The sequence below is a fragment of the Pseudomonas versuta genome, assembly GCF_001294575.1.
GTDB classification, from domain to species: domain Bacteria; phylum Pseudomonadota; class Gammaproteobacteria; order Pseudomonadales; family Pseudomonadaceae; genus Aquipseudomonas; species Aquipseudomonas versuta.
Genome location: NZ_CP012676.1, coordinates 18346 through 37547, shown reverse-complemented (window position 1 = coordinate 37547; position 19202 = coordinate 18346). Strand labels below are relative to the sequence as shown.

Below are 19202 nucleotides of genomic sequence, written 5' to 3'. Positions count from 1 at the left end.
TGGGGCTGCGTCTGATCGCTTCGATACTTGGACTGCTGATTGTCTATAGCGGGGCTCAGGCAGCAGAGCACGGGGTCAGGGAGCTGAGCCCCGGGCATCTGAACACCGGCGCCGGCCAGCTGGGTATCGGGTTGAGCCAGGACTGGCAGCAGCCCCTCCCCCACATGCAGCGGGCACTGATTGTGATTCATGGCCGTTTGCGCAATGCCCAGACCTACTTGCACAGCGTTGAAAAGGCGGCGACGCAGGCCGGACAGTTATCCACAACCCTGATCATCGCTCCGCAGTTTCTGAACGAAAGCGACGCTGCTCGCCATAGCCTGCCTGCCGACACATTGCGCTGGCACGCCAATGACTGGATGGGCGGTGCACCTGCCACAAGCCCGACGCCGCTCAGTTCTTACGCGGCGCTGGACCAAATCCTGGAACGTCTCAATGACCGTAAACGCTACCCTGCCCTGCGCGAGGTAGTGGTTGCCGGACACTCGGGAGGCGCGCAGGTGGTGCAGCGCTACGCGCTGACAACCCAGGCTGATCAGGCGTTGCAGGCCAATGGCATCAAGGTGCGGTATGTAATTGCCAACCCTTCGTCTTACGCGTATTTCAACGCGCAACGACCGGTTCGTGCCTTCGATCCGGCCAGTTGCCCGGGCTTCAATACCTGGAAGTACGGGCTCAAGGAGTTGCCCGCCTATGCCAAGGTGCAACCCCCCCAGCAACTTGAGCACGCCTACGTGGGGCGAGACATCACTTACTTGCTCGGCGCCGAGGATATCGACCCCAACCACCCGGCCCTCGACAAGCGTTGCGAAGCCGAGGCCCAGGGCGCGTTCAGGCTGGTGCGGGGCAAGAATTACTTCGGGTATCTGACCCGGCGTCATCCACAGGGCCTCAATCAGCGATTGATTGAAGTCCCCGGGGTCGGGCACAACGGCGACCGGATGTTCACCTCGCCCGAGGGGCAGAAGGCGTTGTTCGGCGAGTAACTTTCCTCCCCTGAAACCTGTAGGTGCGAGCTTTTCAACGAAGCCGCGAAGAGCTCGCGAGCAAGCACGCTCCTACAGGGGTCAGGCGATAAGTTGGCGCAGTTCGAAGCAGTCCCGGGCATGCCAGTCGGTCAGTTCCGGCCACGGGTTTTGGGGCACGTTGACCAGTACGGTTTTACTGCCCGCCGCACGCCCACAATCCAGGTCAAAACGATAATCCCCGACCATCACCATCTGTGACGGCGCGACCTCCCACGCCCGGGCCAGTTGCAACAGGCCGTCGGGGTCAGGCTTGTGGGCTGCATTGTCGCGGCCGAGCACATCCTGTGGCGCAAAGAATGGCGCCAGGCCAATGGCCTCCAGGGTGATATGCGCCAGCTCCCGGGCATTGCGGGTCAGCACCCCCAGGCGACAACCGCGGGCCGCCAGCTCGCGCACCAGCTCAACCGCGCCGGGCGCAGGAGTTGAGGCCAATGCCAGTTCACGCTCGTGCTCCAGCAACCAGGCGTGCTTGGCTTGCGCTTCGTGCGCAGGCAAGCCGTTGAGGTGGGTCAAAATATCGTCTTGCGCTGGGATATCCAGCGCGCGACGAATCGCAGCAAAGTCATGCACGGCAACGGTCAAAGTGCCGTCCATGTCGAAAACCCAGTGTTTTACATCCTTGAGTGTCATGCCCAGTCCTTGCGATGGCGAATCAAACCTTCTTGTGTAACCGACGCGACCAGCTGGCCTGCGCGGTTATAGACGCTACCGCGGGAGAACCCGCGTGAATTCCCCGCCCACGGGCTGTCCATGGCGTACAGCAACCAGTCATCGGCACGCAGGTCCTGGTGGAACCACAGCGCGTGATCAAGGCTGGCAACCTGCATATCCTTTTGCCACACGCCTTTGCCATGGGGCAGCAGCGAGGTGGTCAGCAAACCGAAGTCCGAGGCATAGGCCAGCAGGTATTTGTGCAGCGCCGGCGAGTCAGCCAGTGCGCCATCGGCACGAAACCATACGTACTTGATCGGGTCGGTGATCTTGGGGTTGAACGGGTCTTCGCCCACCACCGGACGAAACTCGATGGGCTTGGCGCACAGCAGCTTTTCACGCATCGATTCGGGGATCAGATGCGCGCGCTGACGGATCATTTCGAGTTCCGAGGGCAGGTTTTCCGGGCCCACCACATCGGGCATCGGGGTCTGGTGCTCAAAGCCGGCTTCGTCGTACTGGAATGATGCACTGCAGGTAAAAATCGGCTGGCCCTTCTGGATCGCGGTCACCCGGCGCGTACTGAAACTGCCGCCGTCACGCACCCGGTCCACCTGATAGACCACCGGCAACCCTGCATCCCCCGGGCGCAAAAAATAGCCGTGCATCGAGTGCACGTGCCGCGCGTCTTCGACTGTCTGGCTCATGGCCGACAACGATTGCCCGAGTACCTGACCGCCGAACAACTGGCGAAAGCCCAGGTCCTGACTGCAGCCGCGAAAGAGGTTCTCTTCGATCGGTTCCAGGGTCAGCAAATTGACCAGATCTTCCAACACTTGGCTCATTCAGACTCTCCTCACACAGAGCAATACCGGCGCAGTCTTGGCTACGCAGGTCAACAAAATTTCGGCTTTCGCCACTCTCCACCTGCTCAGCCGTGCAGGGTTTCCAGCCACTGGGCCCGCGTAATGCGATACAGCACATGTGACCGTAGCGGATGCCCTTCAGGCAGGCGGGGATGTTCAAAGTCGCCGTCAGGATCGTGCTGCATGCCGATCGCCTGCATGACCTTTTGTGACGGCAGGTTGAGCTGGCTGGTGAATGACACCACCTGATCCAGCGCCAATCGGTCAAAGGCACAGCGCAGCACGGCCCAGGCCGCCTCACTGGCATATCCCAGGCCCCAATGTTGCGGATCCAGACGCCAGCCAATTTCAACTGCCGGGCTGAACGGCGCGTCAAAATTGACATTGAGCAACCCGGTAAAGCCGATGAAGGCTCCCGTGTCCTTGCGCTCCAGCGCCCACAGCCCGTAGCCGTATTCGGCAAAGTGGCCACGAATCCGGCCAATCAGCGCGGCACTTTCGAGACGGCTCAGGGGCGCAGGAAAATAGCGCATCACCTGAGGGTCGGCAGACATCGCAGCAAACTCAGGCAAATCTGTGTCACGCCAGGGACGTAATCGCAAACGGGCACTTTCGAGCTCTTTGATCTGCTCCATCTGTTCTCTCCGATTTGTTACCGGGCTTTTCGAATACCTTGCAGTGTACAGCGCTGTTAATATCAAACGCTCGTTCGGCGCGAAATCCCTATGCCTTTACCTCTGATTTACCACGATGACTACAGTCCCGAGTTCCCGGCGGAGCATCGCTTCCCGATGGATAAATTCCGCCTGTTGCGCGACCACCTGGTTCAGACCGGGCTGACCCGTGATGCCGACTTGCTGCGTCCCGAACTGTGCCCTGTGGATATCCTCGCGCTGGCCCATGACCGTGCCTACATCGAGCGTTACATGGCCGGTGAACTGGCCCGCGAGGACCAGCGACGCCTGGGCCTGCCCTGGAGTGAAGCACTGGCGCGCCGGACCATCCGTGCGGTGGGCGGCTCTTTGCTGGCGGCCGAGCAGGCGCTTGAGCACGGGCTGGCCTGTCACCTGGCCGGCGGCACCCATCACGCGCACTACGACCACCCGGCGGGTTTCTGCATCTTCAATGATCTGGCAGTCATCAGCCGCTATTTACTGGAAAGCGGACGGGTAAACCGGGTGTTGATCTTCGATTGCGATGTGCATCAGGGCGATGGCACGGCGCGGATTCTTGAACATACGCCGGATGCAATTACCGTTTCCCTGCATTGCGAAAAGAATTTTCCGGCACGCAAGGCGCAAAGCGACTGGGACATTGGCCTGCCCATGGGCATGGGGGATGCCGAATATCTGCAAGTGGTCGATGATGCGCTCAATTACTTGCTGGCGCTGTATCAGCCCGATCTGGTGCTGTACGACGCGGGTGTCGATGTTCATCAGGACGATGCCCTGGGTTATTTGAAACTGACCGATGCAGGCGTGGCCGCCCGCGATGAGAGCGTGATGCGCCACTGTCTGGGCCGCGATATCCCGGTAGTCGGAGTGATCGGCGGCGGTTACAGCAAAGATCGCAAAGCGCTGGCCCGACGCCACGGGATCCTGCATCACAGTGCGCAGAAGGTCTGGGTGTCTTCCGGCTGCCACTAATTACCCACAATGCCTGTGGAACTGCCTGTGGATAACCTGAGTGAAAGCGCTTGCAGGGCACGCCGCGTACGGGCTGCAGAGAGCTGTACGTTTTTCATACAGACAACATCCTTCTTCTGTGGGAGCTGGCTTGCCAGCGATGCAGGCGACGCAATTGGCATTATCCTGGCATCGGTGCCATCGCTGGCAAGCCAGCTCCCACAGGGCACAGGCGGATTAGTCAGGTAGAATACGCGGCTTATTTCGCCGATTTGCAGCCCCGCCATGACTGAGCCCACCACCTCCCCTTCCCGTCACGTTGCCATTATTGGCGGTGGTCCCGCAGGTCTGATGGCCGCCGAAGTGTTGAGCCGGGCCGGGGTGCGGGTCGATCTGTATGACGCCATGCCTTCGGTGGGACGCAAGTTCCTGCTGGCCGGTGTCGGTGGTATGAACATCACCCATTCCGAAGCCTACCCGGCGTTCCTCTCACGTTATGCAGAGCGGGCACCGCAGATCGCCCCGCTGCTGCGGGCTTTCGATGCCCAGGCCTTGTGTCAGTGGATTCACGACCTGGGGATTGAAACCTTTGTCGGCAGTTCTGGGCGGGTGTTCCCCACCGATATGAAAGCCGCTCCCTTGCTGCGCGCATGGCTCAAGCGATTGCGCGAATCCGGGGTAGTTATCCACACCCGCCATCGCTGGCTGGGCTGGCAAGCCGATGGCCAGTTGCGAATCGACAGCCCGGACGGTGAAAAGCAGCTCAAGCCGGATGCGCTGTTACTGGCGCTGGGCGGCGGCAGTTGGGCTCGCCTGGGTTCGGACGGTGCGTGGATGCCGCTTCTGGCCGAGCGCGGGGTGGAACTGGCGCCGCTGCAGCCGAGCAATTGCGGGTTTGATGTGGCGGGATGGAGCGAAGTGCTGCGCAGCAAATTTGCCGGAGCACCGCTCAAGAACATTGCGATAGGCATGCCCGACAGCCCTGCGCGCCTGGGTGAGTGCGTCATTACCGCCAGCGGTATTGAAGGCAGCCTGATTTACACCTGGTCGGCGCTGATTCGTGAAGCGATCAATCAACAGGGGGTCGCCACCATCCTGATCGATCTGCTGCCGGGCAAGCCTGTGGATAAAGTTGCCGCAGCACTGGCCAAGCCTCGCGGCTCGCGCTCCATGAGCAAGCATCTGCACAGTCAACTGGGGCTGGACGGGGTGAAAGCCGCGCTGTTGCGCGAACTGGCGCCTGCCGAGTGCTTTGCCGATCCGCTGCGACTGGCCCAGGCGATTAAAGGCTTGGCACTGAACCTGATAAACACCCGTCCATTGGACGAGGCCATCAGCAGCGCGGGAGGTGTACGGTTTGAAGCGCTGGATGAAAACCTGATGCTCAAAGCCATGCCGGGGGTGTTCTGCGCGGGTGAAATGCTCGATTGGGAAGCCCCCACCGGCGGCTATTTGCTCACAGGCTGTTTTGCCAGTGGCCGGGCCGCAGGGTTGGGGGTTTTGAGCTGGCTTAAAGCCTGACGCTTGCCCGCGACGGCGTCGCGGACAAGCGGGTTTGGCTTACGGCTTGCGCTTGCGCGGGCCGGTGTTGAACACAGGAACTTTACGCACGGGTTTGACCGAAGGTTCAACCGGTGCCGCTTCGCCGCTGTCGACCCATTTGCCCAAGTTGCGCTTGCCGCCACCGCCTGAGGTTTTCGGTTTTTTCGGCTTCTTCGGTTTTTTGATCACCTGACCGGTTGCATCAGTCTCGGGGACCCGGTGCTCCGGCTCGAAATCCTGTTGCTCGTGGCGCGGCAAGGTCTGACGGGTCAGCATCTCGATTGCCGACAACATGTTCACTTCATCGGCGCAGACAAACGAAATCGCTTCGCCCTTCTGACCGGCACGGCCAGTGCGGCCAATGCGGTGAATGTAGTCTTCGGCCACGATCGGCATGTCGAAGTTGATCACCAGCGGCAGGTCTTCAATATCCAGACCACGGGCAGCAACATCGGTCGCGACCAGGATCTGTACTTCACTGGCCTTGAACCGGTCCAGCGCGCGCTGGCGGGTGGCCTGCGGCTTGTCGCCGTGAATGCCGTCCGCGTTGATGCCCAGGCCTTGCAGCTTGCCCACCAGTTCATCCACACCGTTACGGGTTTTGGCAAACACCAGCACTTGTTTCCACTGCTGGGTACGCAGCAAATGCAGGAACAGTTCCGGCTTGCGCTTTTTGTCGACCGGAATGATCCATTGTTTGACGCTGCTGGCCGCCACGTTGCGCGGGCTGACTTCGATGCTCAGCGGGTTGTCGAGCATCTGCTCGGCCAACAGGCGGATCGCGTCAGAAAAGGTCGCCGAGAACAGCAGGGTCTGGCGCTTTTTCGGCAACACGCGGTAGATATCACGCAGCTCTTCAGAGAAGCCCAGATCGAGCATGCGGTCCGCTTCGTCGAGGATCAGGGTTTGCAGCTGGGTGAACTTGATCGCTTTCTGGCGATAAAGGTCGAGCAGACGACCCGGCGTTGCCACCAGCACATCAACCCCTTTGCGCATTTTCATCATTTGCGGGTTGATGCTGACGCCGCCGTAGACCGCATAAGTGCTCAACGGCAAATGCTCGGCGTACTGGCGAATGCTCTCGTGAACCTGTTCGGCCAGTTCCCGGGTTGGCACCAGGACCAGGGCGCGCACCATGTTACTGGCAACTTTCGGACCTTCCATGGTCAGCGACTGCAGCAGCGGCAGGGCGAAACCGCCCGTTTTGCCGGTGCCGGTCTGGGCTGCGGCCATCAGGTCGCGGCCAGCCAGCACTGCGGGGATCGCTTGGGCCTGAACCGGGGTTGGGGTCTTGTAGCCGAGCGTCTCAAGAGCGCGCAGCAAGGGTTCGATCAGGCCAAGGGTGGCGAATGTCATGGGGATACCGTCGAAAAAGGTCAGCGCAGGGGCGCATAAGTTGCAATGGCGCGCAGTTTACCCTAATTCAGACCGGTTTCTGCTTGCGCCACTGCGGCAACCCGATCAACACCACGGCGCTGATGATGACCGCCATCGCCAGGCACTCCTCAAAACCGATGCTCTCGCCTGCGAATGCAATGCCCAGCATCACGGCCACGGCCGGGTTGACGTAGGCGTAACTGGTGGCCGCCGCGGGGCGTACGTTTTTCAGCAGGTACATGTAGGCACTGAAGGCAATGATCGAACCGAAGAACACCAGATAGAGCAATGCGCCCCAGCCTGCGGCCGTCGGCATCTGGGTCATGCGTTCGCCACTTAACAGGCTGCCGGCCAGGAGCACGGCGCCCGCCACCAGCATTTCGGCGGCACTGGCCATCGGCCCGGCAGGCAGCGGCAAGTGCCGGCTCCACACCGAACCGAACGCCCAGGCAGCGGCGGCAAACAAAATCATCGCCGCACCCATCGGGCTGGCCTGCAGGTTGGTACCAAGGTTGAGCATGCCGATACCGATCAGCCCCAGGACAATCCCGGCCCATTCCAGACGGGTATTGCGTGCGCCCCAGAAGTAGCCGAACAGCAAGGTAAACAACGGCACGGTGGCCACGGCCAGTGCCGCGACGCCCGAGGCGACCCCGGAGTGTTCCGCCAGCGTCACGCCACCGTTGCCGCAGGCCAGCAACAGAAAGCCGATCATGCCTGCTGCGCGCCACTGGACGAAGGTCGGTGCGGGCGACCCGCGCCAGCGCATGAAACCGTACATCAAGCTGCCTGCCACCAGAAAACGGACCCCGGCCATCATCAGCGGTGGCCAGGACTCAATACCGATACGGATGACCAGATAGGTCGACCCCCAGATCACATACAACGCAAAAAAGGCACCGATCAGTTGTAGCGGAAAACGACGTGCGGCAGGCATGGAGGCAGCTCAAAGGCAGAGGCAGGGGATGAGGGAGTCTAGCCAAAGCGCGGGGCAATATTAAGTTACAGAACCGGCCAAAAGTGGCCGTACACTTTTGGCCGGCGACAGGGCCGCTGCTAAAGGCTCGCGAACACGCGCGCTCCTGCACAGGCCCTGTTCTTCAGAACCCGCGGCAGCGCTTGAGGTGTTCGTTGATTTTGGCGGCAGGAATTTTTTGCAGGCTGCGCAACAGATCGTGGTTCAACTCTCGCAGGCCGTGCTTTTGACGCAGTTGCTCAGCCAGGTGGGTCGTCAGGTTGGCTGCCATTTCAGCATCGGCCATGGCCCGGTGAGCCTGACCTGTATGGGGCAATTGGGCGAAGGTGGTGAGGGTGCCCAGTTTGTGATTGGGCGCCGCCGGCATCAAACGCCGCGCCAGCAGCAAGGAGCAGGCAAAGTGTTGCAGACGGGTGCGCTTGATGAGCCCCATCTCGAAATCCCAGAATTTTTGGTCGAAGGCTGCGTTGTGCGCCAGCAGGGGCGTGATACCCACAAACTCGTTGACCTCGTTCATCACCTGCTGTGCAGACGGTGCAGTGCGCAACATGGCGTTGCTGATGCCTGTCAATTGCTCGATAAAACCCGGTACCCGCACGCCCGCGTTCATTAGGCTCTGGTAACGCTCGACAATGCGCCCCTGCTCCAGAATCACCACCGCAATTTCTGTCGCCCGACACGTGCTGCTCGGGGAGATACCAGTGGTTTCAAAGTCAATTACGGCGATGCGTTCCAAACCGGGTCAATCCTGTAAAAAATGGAAATTACTTGAGCAGCAAGCTGCCTTCAATCGGCACATAACGGCCAGCGGCACGAATCAATGAGTTGGCGGTAAGGCCGGGCACCCCATAGGCCACGGTGTCGACCCCGTGCTTGCTGGCAATGCGTTCGAGCAGCAGATCGAAATCGCCGTCTCCCGAGGCCAGCACCACTTCATCGACATTGGCCGCAATGTCCATGATGTCGATGGTGATGCCTACGTCCCAGTCGCCCTTGGCCGAACCATCGCTGCGCTGGATATAGGGCTTGAGTTTTACCGTAAAGCCCAGGTTGCGCAGGATCTGCTGAAACTGCTGCTGTTTGCTGTCACCCCGGTCAATCGCATAAGCGTAGGCCTCGACAATTTCACCGCGTTGGCTGATGTCGGCCCATAGCGCAGCGTAATTGAAGTGGCAGCCATAAGCCTGGCGAACTGTGTAATAGAGGTTCTGCACATCCGCGAAGACCGCAATTCTTTTCACCGGCAAACCTCATGTGCCCAGGCAAGCGGGCAGCAGCTGAAAAACAAGGCCGCAGTATGCCAGCCTGCCGGGATTTTGCGCGGATTAACCGCCCGGCGTGCAATCACACGCCGGGCAGCGAGTTATCAGACGAAGGAGTCGTCGTCAGAAAAGAAGTCATCATCGTCCAGGCCGACGTCTTCAATGCCGGGCCCATCATTATTGGCAAACTGCTGGTTACCATTGCCCCAGCCGCTGTCGCTGGCCGGTACCGGTTGCTCGATGATTTCCTCAACCACTTGCGGCTGTTGATTGTGGCTGAACAGGCTGCTGATACCTTGCGCCAGCATCACCCCGCCCGCCACACCGGCGGCGGTTTTCAGGGCGCCGCCAAGGAAGCTGCTACCCGCAGCAGGCGCAACCGGCGCCGCGGCTTGCGCAGCCGAATAGGCAGGCGCTGGAGGTGGCGACGATGGCCCGTCACGCCAGCCGCCCGAGGCGGCAGGGGCAGGTGCAGGTGGACGGTTACCGCCACCAAACATGCCGGACAAAAAACCACCGCTGGCAGGCGCTGGTGCAGGCGCGGCCCGAGCCTGATCGAGCTCGGCCTGCAACTGCTTGTTCTGCTGGTCGAGCTGCTTGAGCGCGGCCTCTTGCACAAGAATCGCCTGAGTCATGTAGTAAGCCGCCGCAGGCTGACGGGCCAGATGCTGGTTGATCCGCTCCTGTGCCTGGACATCGCGCGGGGCCGCGTCGTTTTCAGCCTGTTGTAACCGGGTAAACAGCCCGTCAATCAGGGTTTGCTCTTCGCTGTTCATGACGACCTCACGGGATTGCCGATAAAAACCATGACCCATGCACATTGCAGGAGGTCATTCAGGTTATGGGGTCGTAACAAGAAGTTTCAATGACCCTTACTCAACGTTTACATTTGCTCACCATCGCGTGGCATCGGTTAAAGTGGCGCACCGCTTTTGACTGCCGATGCCTGACCATGAATCCGCTGACCGTTATTCGCGACTCCCTGTATTTCTTCCAGCGCAACCTGGGCCAGATCGTGGCGCTGTGCTTGCCGCTGGTGATCCTTGAAGCAGTGCTGCAGCACATGGTTGATAACGCCGTGGGCCCCGATCCGTCGCCCGGTTACGGCCTGCTTGTGGGTTTGCTGCTGTACCCGCTGTATACCGGCGCGTTGATTCTGTTCCTTGACGCCCGCAGCCGTGGCGAAAGCCCGCGCAACCGGGAGCTGCTGGCCCAAGCCCTCACCCTGTGGCCCAGGTTCGCATTGCTCGCCGCCATCAGTACGTTGCTGATTGTGCTCGGGCTGTCGATGTTTTTTGTCCCCGGTATTTTTCTGACCGTTGTGTTTGCGTTTGCCGAATACCGCCTGGTATTGCGCGGTGACGCCCCGCTGACGGCCCTGAAATCGAGCTTCGCCATGAGCCGCGGGCACTTCTGGCGGATTTTTGTCTGCTTGCTGGCGGTACTCGGGCCGCTGATGTTGCTCAAGGAATTGAGCTTCTCGCTGTTCCAGAAAGACGAGAATCCTTTGCTCTCGCTGGCGCTGGAGAGTGCCAACAGCTTTTTGCAGCTGTTTTTGTCGGTCGTGCTGTACCGCTTGTTTATGCTAATCGGCGAACCGTCCGACAAGTAAGAGAGAAGATTCACTATTCACCTGTCCTTGGGTGCCGGACTGCGGTCCGGTATCCTCGGCAATTCCCGCTACGTCATAAGCTGAGCCCATGCCACGTTTATTACGCCCCACCCTGTTAGGTTTGCTGCTGGTCGCCGCCGTGCTGGCGAGCCTGATTTACAGCGTTACGTGGCGACCCGATGCCAAAGAGGTGCTGGCGCTCAGCTGCCCGGCCACCGCACCGGTGCTGGTGCCGGGCCAGGCGCTCAAGGTCATGACCTGGAACGTTCAATACCTGGCAGGCAAGCGTTATGTGTTCTGGTACAACCTGGTGGACGGCAGCGGCCCGGATCTGCGCCCGACCCGTGAAGACATGGCATTCAGCCTGGATGAAGTGTCGCGGGTGATACGCGATGAGCAGCCCGATCTGGTGCTGCTGCAAGAGCTCGATGAAAACGCCAAGGCCAGTGACTATCAGGACCAGCTCGCGCTGTTGCAGGAACGCCTGGTCGATCTGTACCCGTGCAGCACCCAGGCCTTTACCTGGAAGGCCGACCTGGTGCCCGACTGGCATATTCTGGGCAGTGTCGGACGCAAACTGGTGACCCTCAGCCGTTACCAGATCGAACATGCCGAGCGCCTGCAATTGCCGGTGGCCGAAGCCAATATCATCAGCCGCCAGTTCCAGCCAAAACCTGCACTGCTGGTTAACTACCTGCCGCTAAACGACGGCGGGCAAATAATTGCCATCAACACCCAGTTCGACGCCCCGTCACTGGACAACAGCAACCTGCTCCATCAAATGCAGGCCACGGGTGTACTGCTGGACAAGTTCGAGAGCCAGGGCACGCCCTGGTTGATTGGCGGTGATTTCAACCTGTTGCCCATTGGCCAGTTCTTGCGCTTGCCCGCCGAACTGCGAGCGGGCTATTCACCGGACAGTGAATTGCACCTGCTGTGGGAAAAATACCCGATGGTCCCCAGCAACCCCGAAGCCACCGGCATCGACCGCGAACTGTGGCTGACCCACTTCCCCAATGACCCGCGCGTTCAAGCCCCTGACCGCACCCTGGATTACCTGTTCTACAGCCCGAAACTGCAGCGCATTGAAGCCTATGTGCGCCAGGAAGATACGCTGAGCATTTCCGACCACCTGCCGGTGATGGGGCGGTTTTTGTTACCGATTGATTGACCCCCCCTATATCTGCATCTGTAGGAGCGAGCTTGCCTCGCGAGCTCTTGAAGACAACAGCTCGCATCTATGGGGTCGAGCTGCAAGCTTCAGGGTTTACGGGGCTTGATCCGGGCCGTGGGCTCGGCTATCAGCGGGTCGTCGGGCCAGTAGTGTTTCGGATAGCGCCCCTTCAAATCCTTCTTTACTTCGCTGTAGGTGCTGCGCCAGAAGTTGGCCAGATCCTGAGTCACTTGCACCGGGCGTCTTGCCGGCGACAGCAGGTGCAACTTGACCACCTGCCGGCCACCGGCGATGCGCGGGGTATCGGCCAGGCCGAACAGTTCTTGCAGGCGCACAGCCAGAATCGGCGGGTATTCGCTGTAGTCCAGACGCACCGACGAACCCGACGGTACCTTGATGTGATGCGGCGCCAGTTCGTCCAGCCGCTGGGGCAAGGGCCATTTGAGCAAGTTATGCACAATGCCGGACAGGTCGAGGCTGGCGAAATGACTCAGGCGCGAGACGCGCTCCAGGTACGGCGCCAGCCAATCCTCAAGTGAAGCCAGCAGCGCCGCATCACTCACATCCGGCCATTCGCTTTGCCCTTGGGCAGCCAGATCGAGCTGACGCAAAAGCATCACCCGTGCCTGCCACTGGCGCAGTTCCGGGGTCCAGGGCAGCAACTCGAGGCCCTTGCGCCGGACCAGATTGACCAGCGCCCCGGTGCGCGCCGCGGCGTCCAGCCCGGTCAGCGGCTCACGGCCAAGCACCAGTTCACCGACCTTGCGCTGGCGTTCGGCGCGCAACACCCCTTCACGCTCGTCCCAGTCAAGCTGGTCGACAACGCTGACCTGCTCACTGAGCACGCTGTCGAGCAACCCGGGATCAAGCTCGGCCGCCAGGTAGATCCGTTCTTCACGCTGCCCCTGACGACTGCCCAGATCGGCGATCACCAGCCAGGGATGCTTCATCAGGCCGTCGACCTCGCTGAATAACGCCGCCCGGCCATTGGCCAGCCGATATTCTGCGCCGCCGGGTTTGCGTTGTTGCGCAACGCGGTCGGGATAGGCCAGCGCCAGCAAGGCGCCCAGCCAGCGCGGATGATCGGGATCAGCAACGGGCTGTGTGGCCTTGCCGCGCAGGTAGCCCCGATATTGCCGGGCCAGTTGCCGGGCCCGTTGCACACCGCCCTGCCCGCAACGTGCCCCGCGGCTTTCACCCTGGAGCAAGGCCAGACGGCTGTGCACATCCGCCCCGGCACCACGCAGGATGTCGCGCTCGCCCAAGAGCGCCGCGACATCGCTGGCCATCTCGGCCAGACCCAGTTCTTGCCCGCGCAATAACAGATGAGCAATGCGCGGGTGCGCGGGCAGTTCGGCCATGGCTTCGCCGTGGGGGGTGAGTTTTGCGGTGTGCAAAGCCCCCAGCCGCTCAAGCAACTGCCGGGCCTGTGCATAACTTGCCGAGGGTGGCAGATCCAGCCAGATCAGTTGCTCCGGGGTCACTCCCCAGCGCGCCAGTTGCAGCGCCAGCCCGGCCAGATCGGCCTGGAGGATTTCCGCACTGCTATAGGCCGCCAATTGCGCGTGCTGGTCTTCGGACCACAGGCGATAACAGACGCCAGGCTCCAGGCGTCCGGCCCGGCCGGCACGTTGGGTGGCGCTGGCCCGCGAGATGCGCTGGGTGTCGAGACGGGTCATGCCGCTGCCGGGGTCAAAACGTGGCACCCGCGCCAGCCCGGCATCTATCACCACCCGCACGCCATCGATGGTCAGGCTGGTCTCGGCAATGTTGGTCGCCAGCACCACTTTGCGCCTGCCTGCGGGAGCAGGCTCGATCGCCGCACGCTGCGCATTCAGGTCCAGTTCACCATGCAGCGGGCACAGCAGGATGTCGCTGCGCGAACCCAGCGCATCAGCCAACTGTTGATGGACCCGGCGAATTTCGGCCTGACCGGGCAAGAACACCAATAGGCTGCCGCTGTCATCGCTGATGGCATCGAGCACCGTTTGCACCACCCGCGGCTCGATGAACTCGCCAGGCACAAACGGGCGCCCCCAACGCATGGCCACCGGGTACATCCGCCCTTCGCTGCGCAGCACCGGCGCGTCATCGAGCAAGCTGGCCAGACGCTCACCTTCAAGGGTGGCCGACATCAGCAAGATTTTCAGCGGTTGCTCATCGCGAAACAGCTCGCGGCCATTGAGGCTTAAAGCCAAGGCCAGGTCGGCATCCAGACTACGCTCATGGAATTCGTCAAAGATCAGCAACCCCACACCTTCGAGCGCCGGGTCGTGCTGCAAGCGCCGGGTGAGGATGCCTTCAGTGACCACTTCGATGCGGGTGTCCGGCCCCACCTTGCTGTCTAACCTGATCCGGTATCCGACGGTTTCGCCGACCTTTTCCCCCAGTTCACTGGCCAAACGCTCTGCCGCGGCACGGGCCGCAAGACGCCGGGGTTCGAGCATCAGAATCTTCTGCCCGGCGAGCCAGGGCTCGTTTAACAGGGCCAGCGGGACCCGGGTGGTTTTACCGGCGCCGGGGGGGGCTTCGAGCACCGCCTCGTGGCGTTCACGCAAGGCCTGGCGCAGCGCGGGTAAAACTTCATCAATCGGCAAAGAAATCATGGTGGCTCCAGAACAGAGCGGCGAGTATAACGGCGAACCGTTCGGCATTAAGCACGGTCTTAATCCCGGGTTCGACTCTTCAAGCTTCTTCGAGGTTTTTTGTATGCGTATCTCTTCTCGCGTGATTGGCGGCGTCGTGGTTGCGGCCCTGCTCACCCAATTGACTGCTTGCGGCAGTATTTTCTTCCCTGACAGACGCGGCCAGATCGACGGCAAGATCGACCCCATGATCGCCGTGCTCGATGCCGTGGGCCTGCTGTTTTATGTGATTCCGGGCTTGATCGCCTTCGGCGTCGACTTCGCCACCGGGGCCATTTATTTCCCGCCGGGCAAAACTGCACAGATAGCCCCCGAAAAGCTGCGCGAAGCCATTGGTGCTGACGGCAAAGTGGATAACAGTAAACTCCAGGCCATTCTCGAAAGTGAACTGGGCCGCAGCTTCCCGCTGAATGACCCGCGCCTGATCCAGCACAAAGGCAGCGTGCAGCAACTGGCCATGTACGGTTTGATACCTGCCGCCTGATGCCCCTCGCCACAGTTAAGGATCGCCTATGACCAGCAGCCCGGAACACGCCCGTCTGTTACGCCTGGCCACCCGCGCGTCAGTGGCGGTGGCCAGTCTTTTGATTGTGACCAAGGCCGTCGCCTGGTGGCTCAGTGGCTCGATCAGCATGCTCGCCGGGTTGACCGACTCACTCCTCGACGGCGTGACCTCGTTTCTCAACCTGCTGGCGGTGCATTACGCATTGCGACCGGCTGATGACGATCACCGCTATGGCCACGGTAAAGCCGAGTCGCTGGCGGGCATGGCACAAGCATTGTTTATTGGCGTAAGTGCCGTGCTGATTGCCTTTCAGGCCTTCGAACGGCTGAAAAACCCGGAGCCTGTGGGCGCACCATGGATCGGGATCGGGGTGATTATATTTTCCCTGGTGATGACCGTGGCTCTGCTGATCCTGCAACACCGCGTGATCAAGGCTACGGGGTCCAACGCGGTGCGGGCCGACTCACTGCATTACCGCTCCGACCTGATGCTCAACGGCAGTATTTTAGTGGCACTGGTGCTGGCCAGCGTCGGTTTCCCTCAGCTCGATGCATGGTTTGGTCTGGGGATCGCGATGTACATCCTGTGGAGTGCTATCCAGATCGCCCGTGAGAGTTTTTCGGTGCTGATGGACGAAGAGCTGCCAACCGAGGTCAGCGATAACATGGTGAAGCTGGCCTGCAGCGTACCCGGGGTGCTGGGTGCACACGATTTGCGTACGCGAATTTCCGGCAATGTGTGGTTTGTGCAACTGCACCTGGAACTGCCGGGGGAGCTGAGCCTGTCAGAGGCTCACACCATCAGTGACAGAGCGGCAGCAGAAATTGAGAAAGCCTATCCGCGGGCCGAAGTGCTGGTGCACGCCGACCCGCAGGAAGTGGTCAAACTCCGGGCTACCCCTCAATAGTTGACCTGATAGCCGCGACTGCTCAGACAGTTGCCTTGCGCCTGCCGGTAGGTTTGCACCACTGCCGGTGAAGGTGCATAGGTGACTTTGGCCGGGTCAAAGCCGCTTTGATCTACAGCCCAGCGGTAACAGTCGTAGCGATCCTGATCGATTTGCGCAGGGCTTTGACCGTTCGCCGGGTAGGCCACCACGTCATAACCGTTACTTGCCGGCTGCTGCTGCGCCACTGGCGGCTGAACCACAATGTAGTCCTGGGTTGCGGGCTGATATTGGTAATACGCCCCCGCCGCGAGGAACATCAAGGTGCTGCCGACCCACAGTTCCTGCGCATAGTCAGGCAAGTACCCTACGCGTATCCCGTACGGCGGCTGCACCACGATGTAACGTGGACCCTGCGGGCGATACCAGTAGCCCCCTGAAAAGAAGTAGTTCTGCCCGCGATAAGGCACTTGCCAGTGCTGGCCCGGGAATCGGTCGACGATATAACCCGGCCGGTATTGCGGCCCGGGGCCCCAGCCATTGCCGTGCCCGCTGGGGCGACCCGCCCAGCGATGATCGTTGGGATGACTGTTGCCGGGGCCAAAATTATTGCCCGGCCGGGAATCATGTCCGCCGCCTTGCCAGTTCTGATTGCCACCATGGTTCGGCCCCTGGTTCTGGTGTACGGCATCGGGCCGGGGCTGGATCGGCAGGTTATTGCCGGGCTGGGCCGGACGTCCAGGACCGTTGGGTTCTTGGTGCGGACGGCTTTGCCACTGCCCGCCCTGAGGCTGGTTGTGCTCGGGGCGAGGCTGATTGCCGGGATTGGGCTGATTATGTTCCGGGCGTGCCTGATTGCCGGCGTTGGGCTGGTTATGTTCCGGGCGGGGCTGATTGCCCGGATTACCTTGTGGCCTGCCCTGGTTGTGTTCCTGGCGCGGTTGATTATTGCCGCCCTGTCCCTGTTGCCCGTGCGGCTGCCCGTTACCGGGGCGGGCGTGCTGAGGATTTTCCTCGCCTCGCTGTTCTTCGGCCAACACCTGCCCACTGATACTCACGCAAAGCAAGCCAACTGTAGCCAAACGCCAGATGTGCGGTTTCATGCTGTTTCTCACGGAAGGATAGGCCGTAAACATAAGACTGGAAAACCGGGTACCGGTTCTGCGAGAGACTATCAGTTGCCCAACTTATTTTCGGACAATAAAAAAGGGCGACCCGTCGGTCACCCTTTGAATTTTTCTGTCCTGGCTCAACACTCGTGATGTTGGCTCACCTCGCTCCGTCTTCTGGACAGTGCGTAGCCCGGGGGCCGGGGCAACCCTGTGGGGTTGGCGGCCGCAGCCGGCCTGATTCGGCGGGCTGCAGTGGACTGTATGTCCGGGCAGTGATTCTGGTATTAAGAATAGGCCCGCGGCCGCAGCAAAGGATTGCGAAGATTGCTCAATAAAACATGACTTGCGCAATTTTTAACTTACAGCGGATACTTTCACGCAATAGTTATGACAAAGGGTGTCTTCGTGAGCAAACTCGACCGGTACGATCTGAGTATTTTGGCGGAATTACAGCGCGATGCGCGCATCTCGAATCAGGAATTGGCCGAGCGAATCGGCCTGTCACCTTCACCCTGCTCACGGCGGGTCAAACAGCTGGAGGATGACGGCTACATCTCGCGCCAGGTCGCCTTGCTGGACCGAAAAATGCTGGGTTTAAGCCTGACCGCCTACGTGCTGATCGGCATGGACCGCCACACGCCAGAGCGTTTCGAGAATTTTGAAGCGGCGATCCGCAGCCTGCCGCAAGTGCTGGAATGCAGCCTGGTTACCGGAATGGACGCCGACTATCAGTTGAAAGTGGTGGTGCCCGATATGGACCATTATCAAAAACTGTTGCTGGGCCACCTGACCCGCATTGACGGCGTGACCAGCGTGCGCTCGAGCTTTGTGCTCAATCAGGTACTCAACAGCACTGAACTGCCGCTGACCCACCTTCGCACCTGAAAGCCTGCGGGAGCTGGCAAGCCGGCTCCCGCAAAGGGTCAAGTGTCTGAACCTGGATCAATGTTCGCTGCAGCACCTTGGCCTATACTGCCCCCCGGCTTTTACCCCCCCGATAATGCTGGAGAACACTGATGGATCCTGCCCTGCTTGAAGAATGGATGATGACGATTCTGGTCAGTGTCCTGATCATTTTCATGGCCTTTATCGTCTGGGATCTGGCGAAGAAGTCCAAAGCCGGGCGCTTCGGCTCATTTATTCTGTTTTTCGTGCTGGGCCTGGGCGTTGCCGCGTTCATCATCAAGAGCGTGGTCATCGGCCTGATCGAATCAGGCGCGCTATAGCCGCGCCGGTACTTCCTTGTATTGCCCCTGATCCAGCCCTTCGATCGTCCAGTCACCAATGCGTACGCGCACCAGACGCAGGGTCGGCAAACCGACCGCCGCCGTCATGCGCCGCACTTGCCGGTTACGCCCCTCGCGAATCACCAGCTCCAGCCAAGCGGTCGGTACGCTTTTGCGAAACCGCACCGGCGGATTGCGCGGCCATAGCTGCGGTGCCTCAAGCGCCCGCGCTTCGGCTGGCAGGGTCTTGCCGTCATTGAGTTGCACGCCGTCACGCAACTGCTGCAACTGCTCGGGCGTCGGCTCGCCTTCCACTTGTACCCAATAGGTTTTGGGCAGCTTGTGTTTGGGGTCGGCAATACGCGCCTGTAACTGACCGTCGTTGGTCAGCAGCAGCAAGCCTTCGCTGTCCCGGTCCAGGCGCCCTGCCGGGTAAATGCCGGGAATGGGGATAAAATCCTTGAGCGTCGCCCGCCCGCCTTCATCGCTGAACTGGGTCAGTACGTCGAACGGTTTATTGAACAGGAACAGCTTGGGGTCGGACGGTGGGGCTTTGGCCACGCGACGACCGGCAGCCTGAGGGCTGGAGGTTTTTGGCGTTGGATGGCGCGGGGCGGGGCGAACAGGACGGGACATGGAAAAGGGACATCTAGCGATCAGGGCTGACAATGCTAGGGGCTGTTGCTGCTTCAGTGCAACAGACCCTGTACCCGGA

At 60.7% G+C, this 19202-nt stretch carries 20 protein-coding genes; 9 read left to right on the top strand and 11 right to left on the bottom strand.

Annotated elements, in window-relative coordinates:
* Positions 1-5 precede the first annotated feature (5 nt).
* Entirely contained in the window at positions 6-986 is a 981-nt protein-coding gene (locus tag AOC04_RS00180) for an alpha/beta hydrolase (protein ID WP_418054956.1), read from the top strand.
* A gap of 81 nt (positions 987-1067) precedes the next feature.
* On the opposite strand, the gene AOC04_RS00175 is transcribed toward AOC04_RS00180, so the two are convergent.
* From AOC04_RS00175 to AOC04_RS00165, 3 genes are all read right to left on the bottom strand, one after another.
* A complete protein-coding gene (locus AOC04_RS00175; RefSeq protein WP_060690625.1) occupies positions 1068-1658 on the bottom strand; it encodes an HAD family hydrolase in 591 nt (196 codons plus the stop codon).
* Complete coding sequence (tesB, locus tag AOC04_RS00170; RefSeq protein WP_060690624.1) at positions 1655-2524, bottom strand: acyl-CoA thioesterase II; 870 nt, start codon at positions 2522-2524, stop codon at positions 1655-1657. Before tesB ends, AOC04_RS00175 begins: the two co-directional genes overlap by 4 nt.
* A gap of 86 nt (positions 2525-2610) precedes the next feature.
* Positions 2611-3180: a GNAT family N-acetyltransferase gene (locus tag AOC04_RS00165; protein ID WP_060690623.1), complete on the bottom strand. Its 570-nt coding sequence runs from the start codon at positions 3178-3180 to the stop codon at positions 2611-2613.
* Between the two features lie 90 nt (positions 3181-3270).
* Between AOC04_RS00165 and AOC04_RS00160 the strand changes: the two genes are divergently transcribed.
* Both AOC04_RS00160 and AOC04_RS00155 read left to right on the top strand, forming a co-directional pair.
* Positions 3271-4191, top strand: coding sequence for a histone deacetylase family protein (locus AOC04_RS00160; protein WP_060690622.1), 921 nt, complete (start codon positions 3271-3273; stop codon positions 4189-4191).
* Between the two features lie 264 nt (positions 4192-4455).
* Complete coding sequence (locus tag AOC04_RS00155) at positions 4456-5691, top strand: TIGR03862 family flavoprotein (protein WP_060690621.1); 1236 nt, start codon at positions 4456-4458, stop codon at positions 5689-5691.
* Positions 5692-5730: 39 nt separating this feature from the next.
* Here AOC04_RS00155 and AOC04_RS00150 read toward each other — a convergent pair whose 3' ends face one another.
* The 5 genes from AOC04_RS00150 to AOC04_RS00130 form a co-directional block, all read right to left on the bottom strand.
* The gene (locus AOC04_RS00150) at positions 5731-7068 is read right to left on the bottom strand and encodes a DEAD/DEAH box helicase (RefSeq protein ID WP_003444029.1); all 1338 of its coding nucleotides are present in this window, start codon (positions 7066-7068) and stop codon (positions 5731-5733) included.
* Positions 7069-7135: 67 nt separating this feature from the next.
* Positions 7136-8026, bottom strand: coding sequence for a drug/metabolite exporter YedA (gene yedA, locus AOC04_RS00145; RefSeq protein ID WP_060690620.1), 891 nt, complete (start codon positions 8024-8026; stop codon positions 7136-7138).
* A 163-nt stretch (positions 8027-8189) separates the two neighbouring features.
* A complete protein-coding gene (locus AOC04_RS00140; protein ID WP_060690619.1) occupies positions 8190-8801 on the bottom strand; it encodes a 3'-5' exonuclease in 612 nt (203 codons plus the stop codon).
* Between the two features lie 28 nt (positions 8802-8829).
* On the bottom strand, positions 8830-9306 hold the full coding sequence (locus AOC04_RS00135; RefSeq protein ID WP_060690618.1) for an NYN domain-containing protein: 477 nt from the start codon (positions 9304-9306) through the stop codon (positions 8830-8832).
* Positions 9307-9431: 125 nt separating this feature from the next.
* Positions 9432-10103, bottom strand: a complete 672-nt coding sequence (locus AOC04_RS00130; protein WP_060696827.1) for a DUF2076 domain-containing protein — start codon at positions 10101-10103, stop codon at positions 9432-9434.
* A 176-nt stretch (positions 10104-10279) separates the two neighbouring features.
* Here AOC04_RS00130 and AOC04_RS00125 point away from each other — a divergent pair, with 176 nt between their 5' ends.
* Positions 10280-10939 (top strand): YciC family protein, encoded by a 660-nt coding sequence (locus tag AOC04_RS00125; RefSeq protein ID WP_060696826.1) that lies wholly within the window; start codon positions 10280-10282, stop codon positions 10937-10939.
* An 88-nt stretch (positions 10940-11027) separates the two neighbouring features.
* The gene (locus AOC04_RS00120) at positions 11028-12110 is read left to right on the top strand and encodes an endonuclease/exonuclease/phosphatase family protein (protein WP_060690617.1); all 1083 of its coding nucleotides are present in this window, start codon (positions 11028-11030) and stop codon (positions 12108-12110) included.
* A gap of 89 nt (positions 12111-12199) precedes the next feature.
* Here AOC04_RS00120 and hrpB read toward each other — a convergent pair whose 3' ends face one another.
* Positions 12200-14719 (bottom strand): ATP-dependent helicase HrpB, encoded by a 2520-nt coding sequence (gene hrpB / locus AOC04_RS00115; protein WP_060690616.1) that lies wholly within the window; start codon positions 14717-14719, stop codon positions 12200-12202.
* 103 nt (positions 14720-14822) lie between these two features.
* On the opposite strand from hrpB, the gene AOC04_RS00110 reads away from it, so the two are divergent.
* Positions 14823-15242 carry a hypothetical protein gene (locus AOC04_RS00110; RefSeq protein WP_060696825.1) on the top strand — a complete coding sequence of 140 codons (420 nt, stop codon included), beginning with the start codon at positions 14823-14825 and terminating at the stop codon, positions 15240-15242.
* Between the two features lie 28 nt (positions 15243-15270).
* Positions 15271-16170 carry a cation diffusion facilitator family transporter gene (locus tag AOC04_RS00105; protein ID WP_060690615.1) on the top strand — a complete coding sequence of 300 codons (900 nt, stop codon included), beginning with the start codon at positions 15271-15273 and terminating at the stop codon, positions 16168-16170.
* Here AOC04_RS00105 and AOC04_RS00100 read toward each other — a convergent pair.
* Positions 16164-17252, bottom strand: a complete 1089-nt coding sequence (locus AOC04_RS00100; RefSeq protein ID WP_060690614.1) for a DUF6515 family protein — start codon at positions 17250-17252, stop codon at positions 16164-16166. The two genes, AOC04_RS00105 and AOC04_RS00100, sit on opposite strands and share 7 nt — an antisense overlap.
* A 414-nt stretch (positions 17253-17666) precedes the next feature.
* Between AOC04_RS00100 and AOC04_RS00095 the strand changes: the two genes are divergently transcribed.
* On the top strand, positions 17667-18146 hold the full coding sequence (locus AOC04_RS00095; protein ID WP_060690613.1) for an Lrp/AsnC family transcriptional regulator: 480 nt from the start codon (positions 17667-17669) through the stop codon (positions 18144-18146).
* 131 nt (positions 18147-18277) lie between these two features.
* Entirely contained in the window at positions 18278-18487 is a 210-nt protein-coding gene (locus tag AOC04_RS00090; RefSeq protein WP_060690612.1) for a DUF2788 domain-containing protein, read from the top strand.
* Here AOC04_RS00090 and AOC04_RS00085 read toward each other — a convergent pair.
* On the bottom strand, positions 18482-19048 hold the full coding sequence (locus tag AOC04_RS00085; protein ID WP_162232798.1) for a pseudouridine synthase: 567 nt from the start codon (positions 19046-19048) through the stop codon (positions 18482-18484). The genes AOC04_RS00090 and AOC04_RS00085 overlap by 6 nt on opposite strands.
* Between the last annotated feature and the right edge of the window lie 154 nt (positions 19049-19202).

Coding starts and splice junctions, on each gene's coding strand:
- AOC04_RS00175 (WP_060690625.1), bottom strand. CDS start 1,658: ATGACACTCAAGGATGTAAAACACTGGGTTTTCGACATGGACGGCACT.
- tesB (WP_060690624.1), bottom strand. CDS start 2,524: ATGAGCCAAGTGTTGGAAGATCTGGTCAATTTGCTGACCCTGGAACCG.
- AOC04_RS00165 (WP_060690623.1), bottom strand. CDS start 3,180: ATGGAGCAGATCAAAGAGCTCGAAAGTGCCCGTTTGCGATTACGTCCC.
- AOC04_RS00160 (WP_060690622.1), top strand. CDS start 3,271: ATGCCTTTACCTCTGATTTACCACGATGACTACAGTCCCGAGTTCCCG.
- AOC04_RS00155 (WP_060690621.1), top strand. CDS start 4,456: ATGACTGAGCCCACCACCTCCCCTTCCCGTCACGTTGCCATTATTGGC.
- AOC04_RS00150 (WP_003444029.1), bottom strand. CDS start 7,068: ATGACATTCGCCACCCTTGGCCTGATCGAACCCTTGCTGCGCGCTCTT.
- yedA (WP_060690620.1), bottom strand. CDS start 8,026: ATGCCTGCCGCACGTCGTTTTCCGCTACAACTGATCGGTGCCTTTTTT.
- AOC04_RS00130 (WP_060696827.1), bottom strand. CDS start 10,103: ATGAACAGCGAAGAGCAAACCCTGATTGACGGGCTGTTTACCCGGTTA.
- AOC04_RS00125 (WP_060696826.1), top strand. CDS start 10,280: ATGAATCCGCTGACCGTTATTCGCGACTCCCTGTATTTCTTCCAGCGC.
- AOC04_RS00120 (WP_060690617.1), top strand. CDS start 11,028: ATGCCACGTTTATTACGCCCCACCCTGTTAGGTTTGCTGCTGGTCGCC.
- hrpB (WP_060690616.1), bottom strand. CDS start 14,719: ATGATTTCTTTGCCGATTGATGAAGTTTTACCCGCGCTGCGCCAGGCC.
- AOC04_RS00110 (WP_060696825.1), top strand. CDS start 14,823: ATGCGTATCTCTTCTCGCGTGATTGGCGGCGTCGTGGTTGCGGCCCTG.
- AOC04_RS00105 (WP_060690615.1), top strand. CDS start 15,271: ATGACCAGCAGCCCGGAACACGCCCGTCTGTTACGCCTGGCCACCCGC.
- AOC04_RS00100 (WP_060690614.1), bottom strand. CDS start 17,252: ATGAAACCGCACATCTGGCGTTTGGCTACAGTTGGCTTGCTTTGCGTG.
- AOC04_RS00090 (WP_060690612.1), top strand. CDS start 18,278: ATGGATCCTGCCCTGCTTGAAGAATGGATGATGACGATTCTGGTCAGT.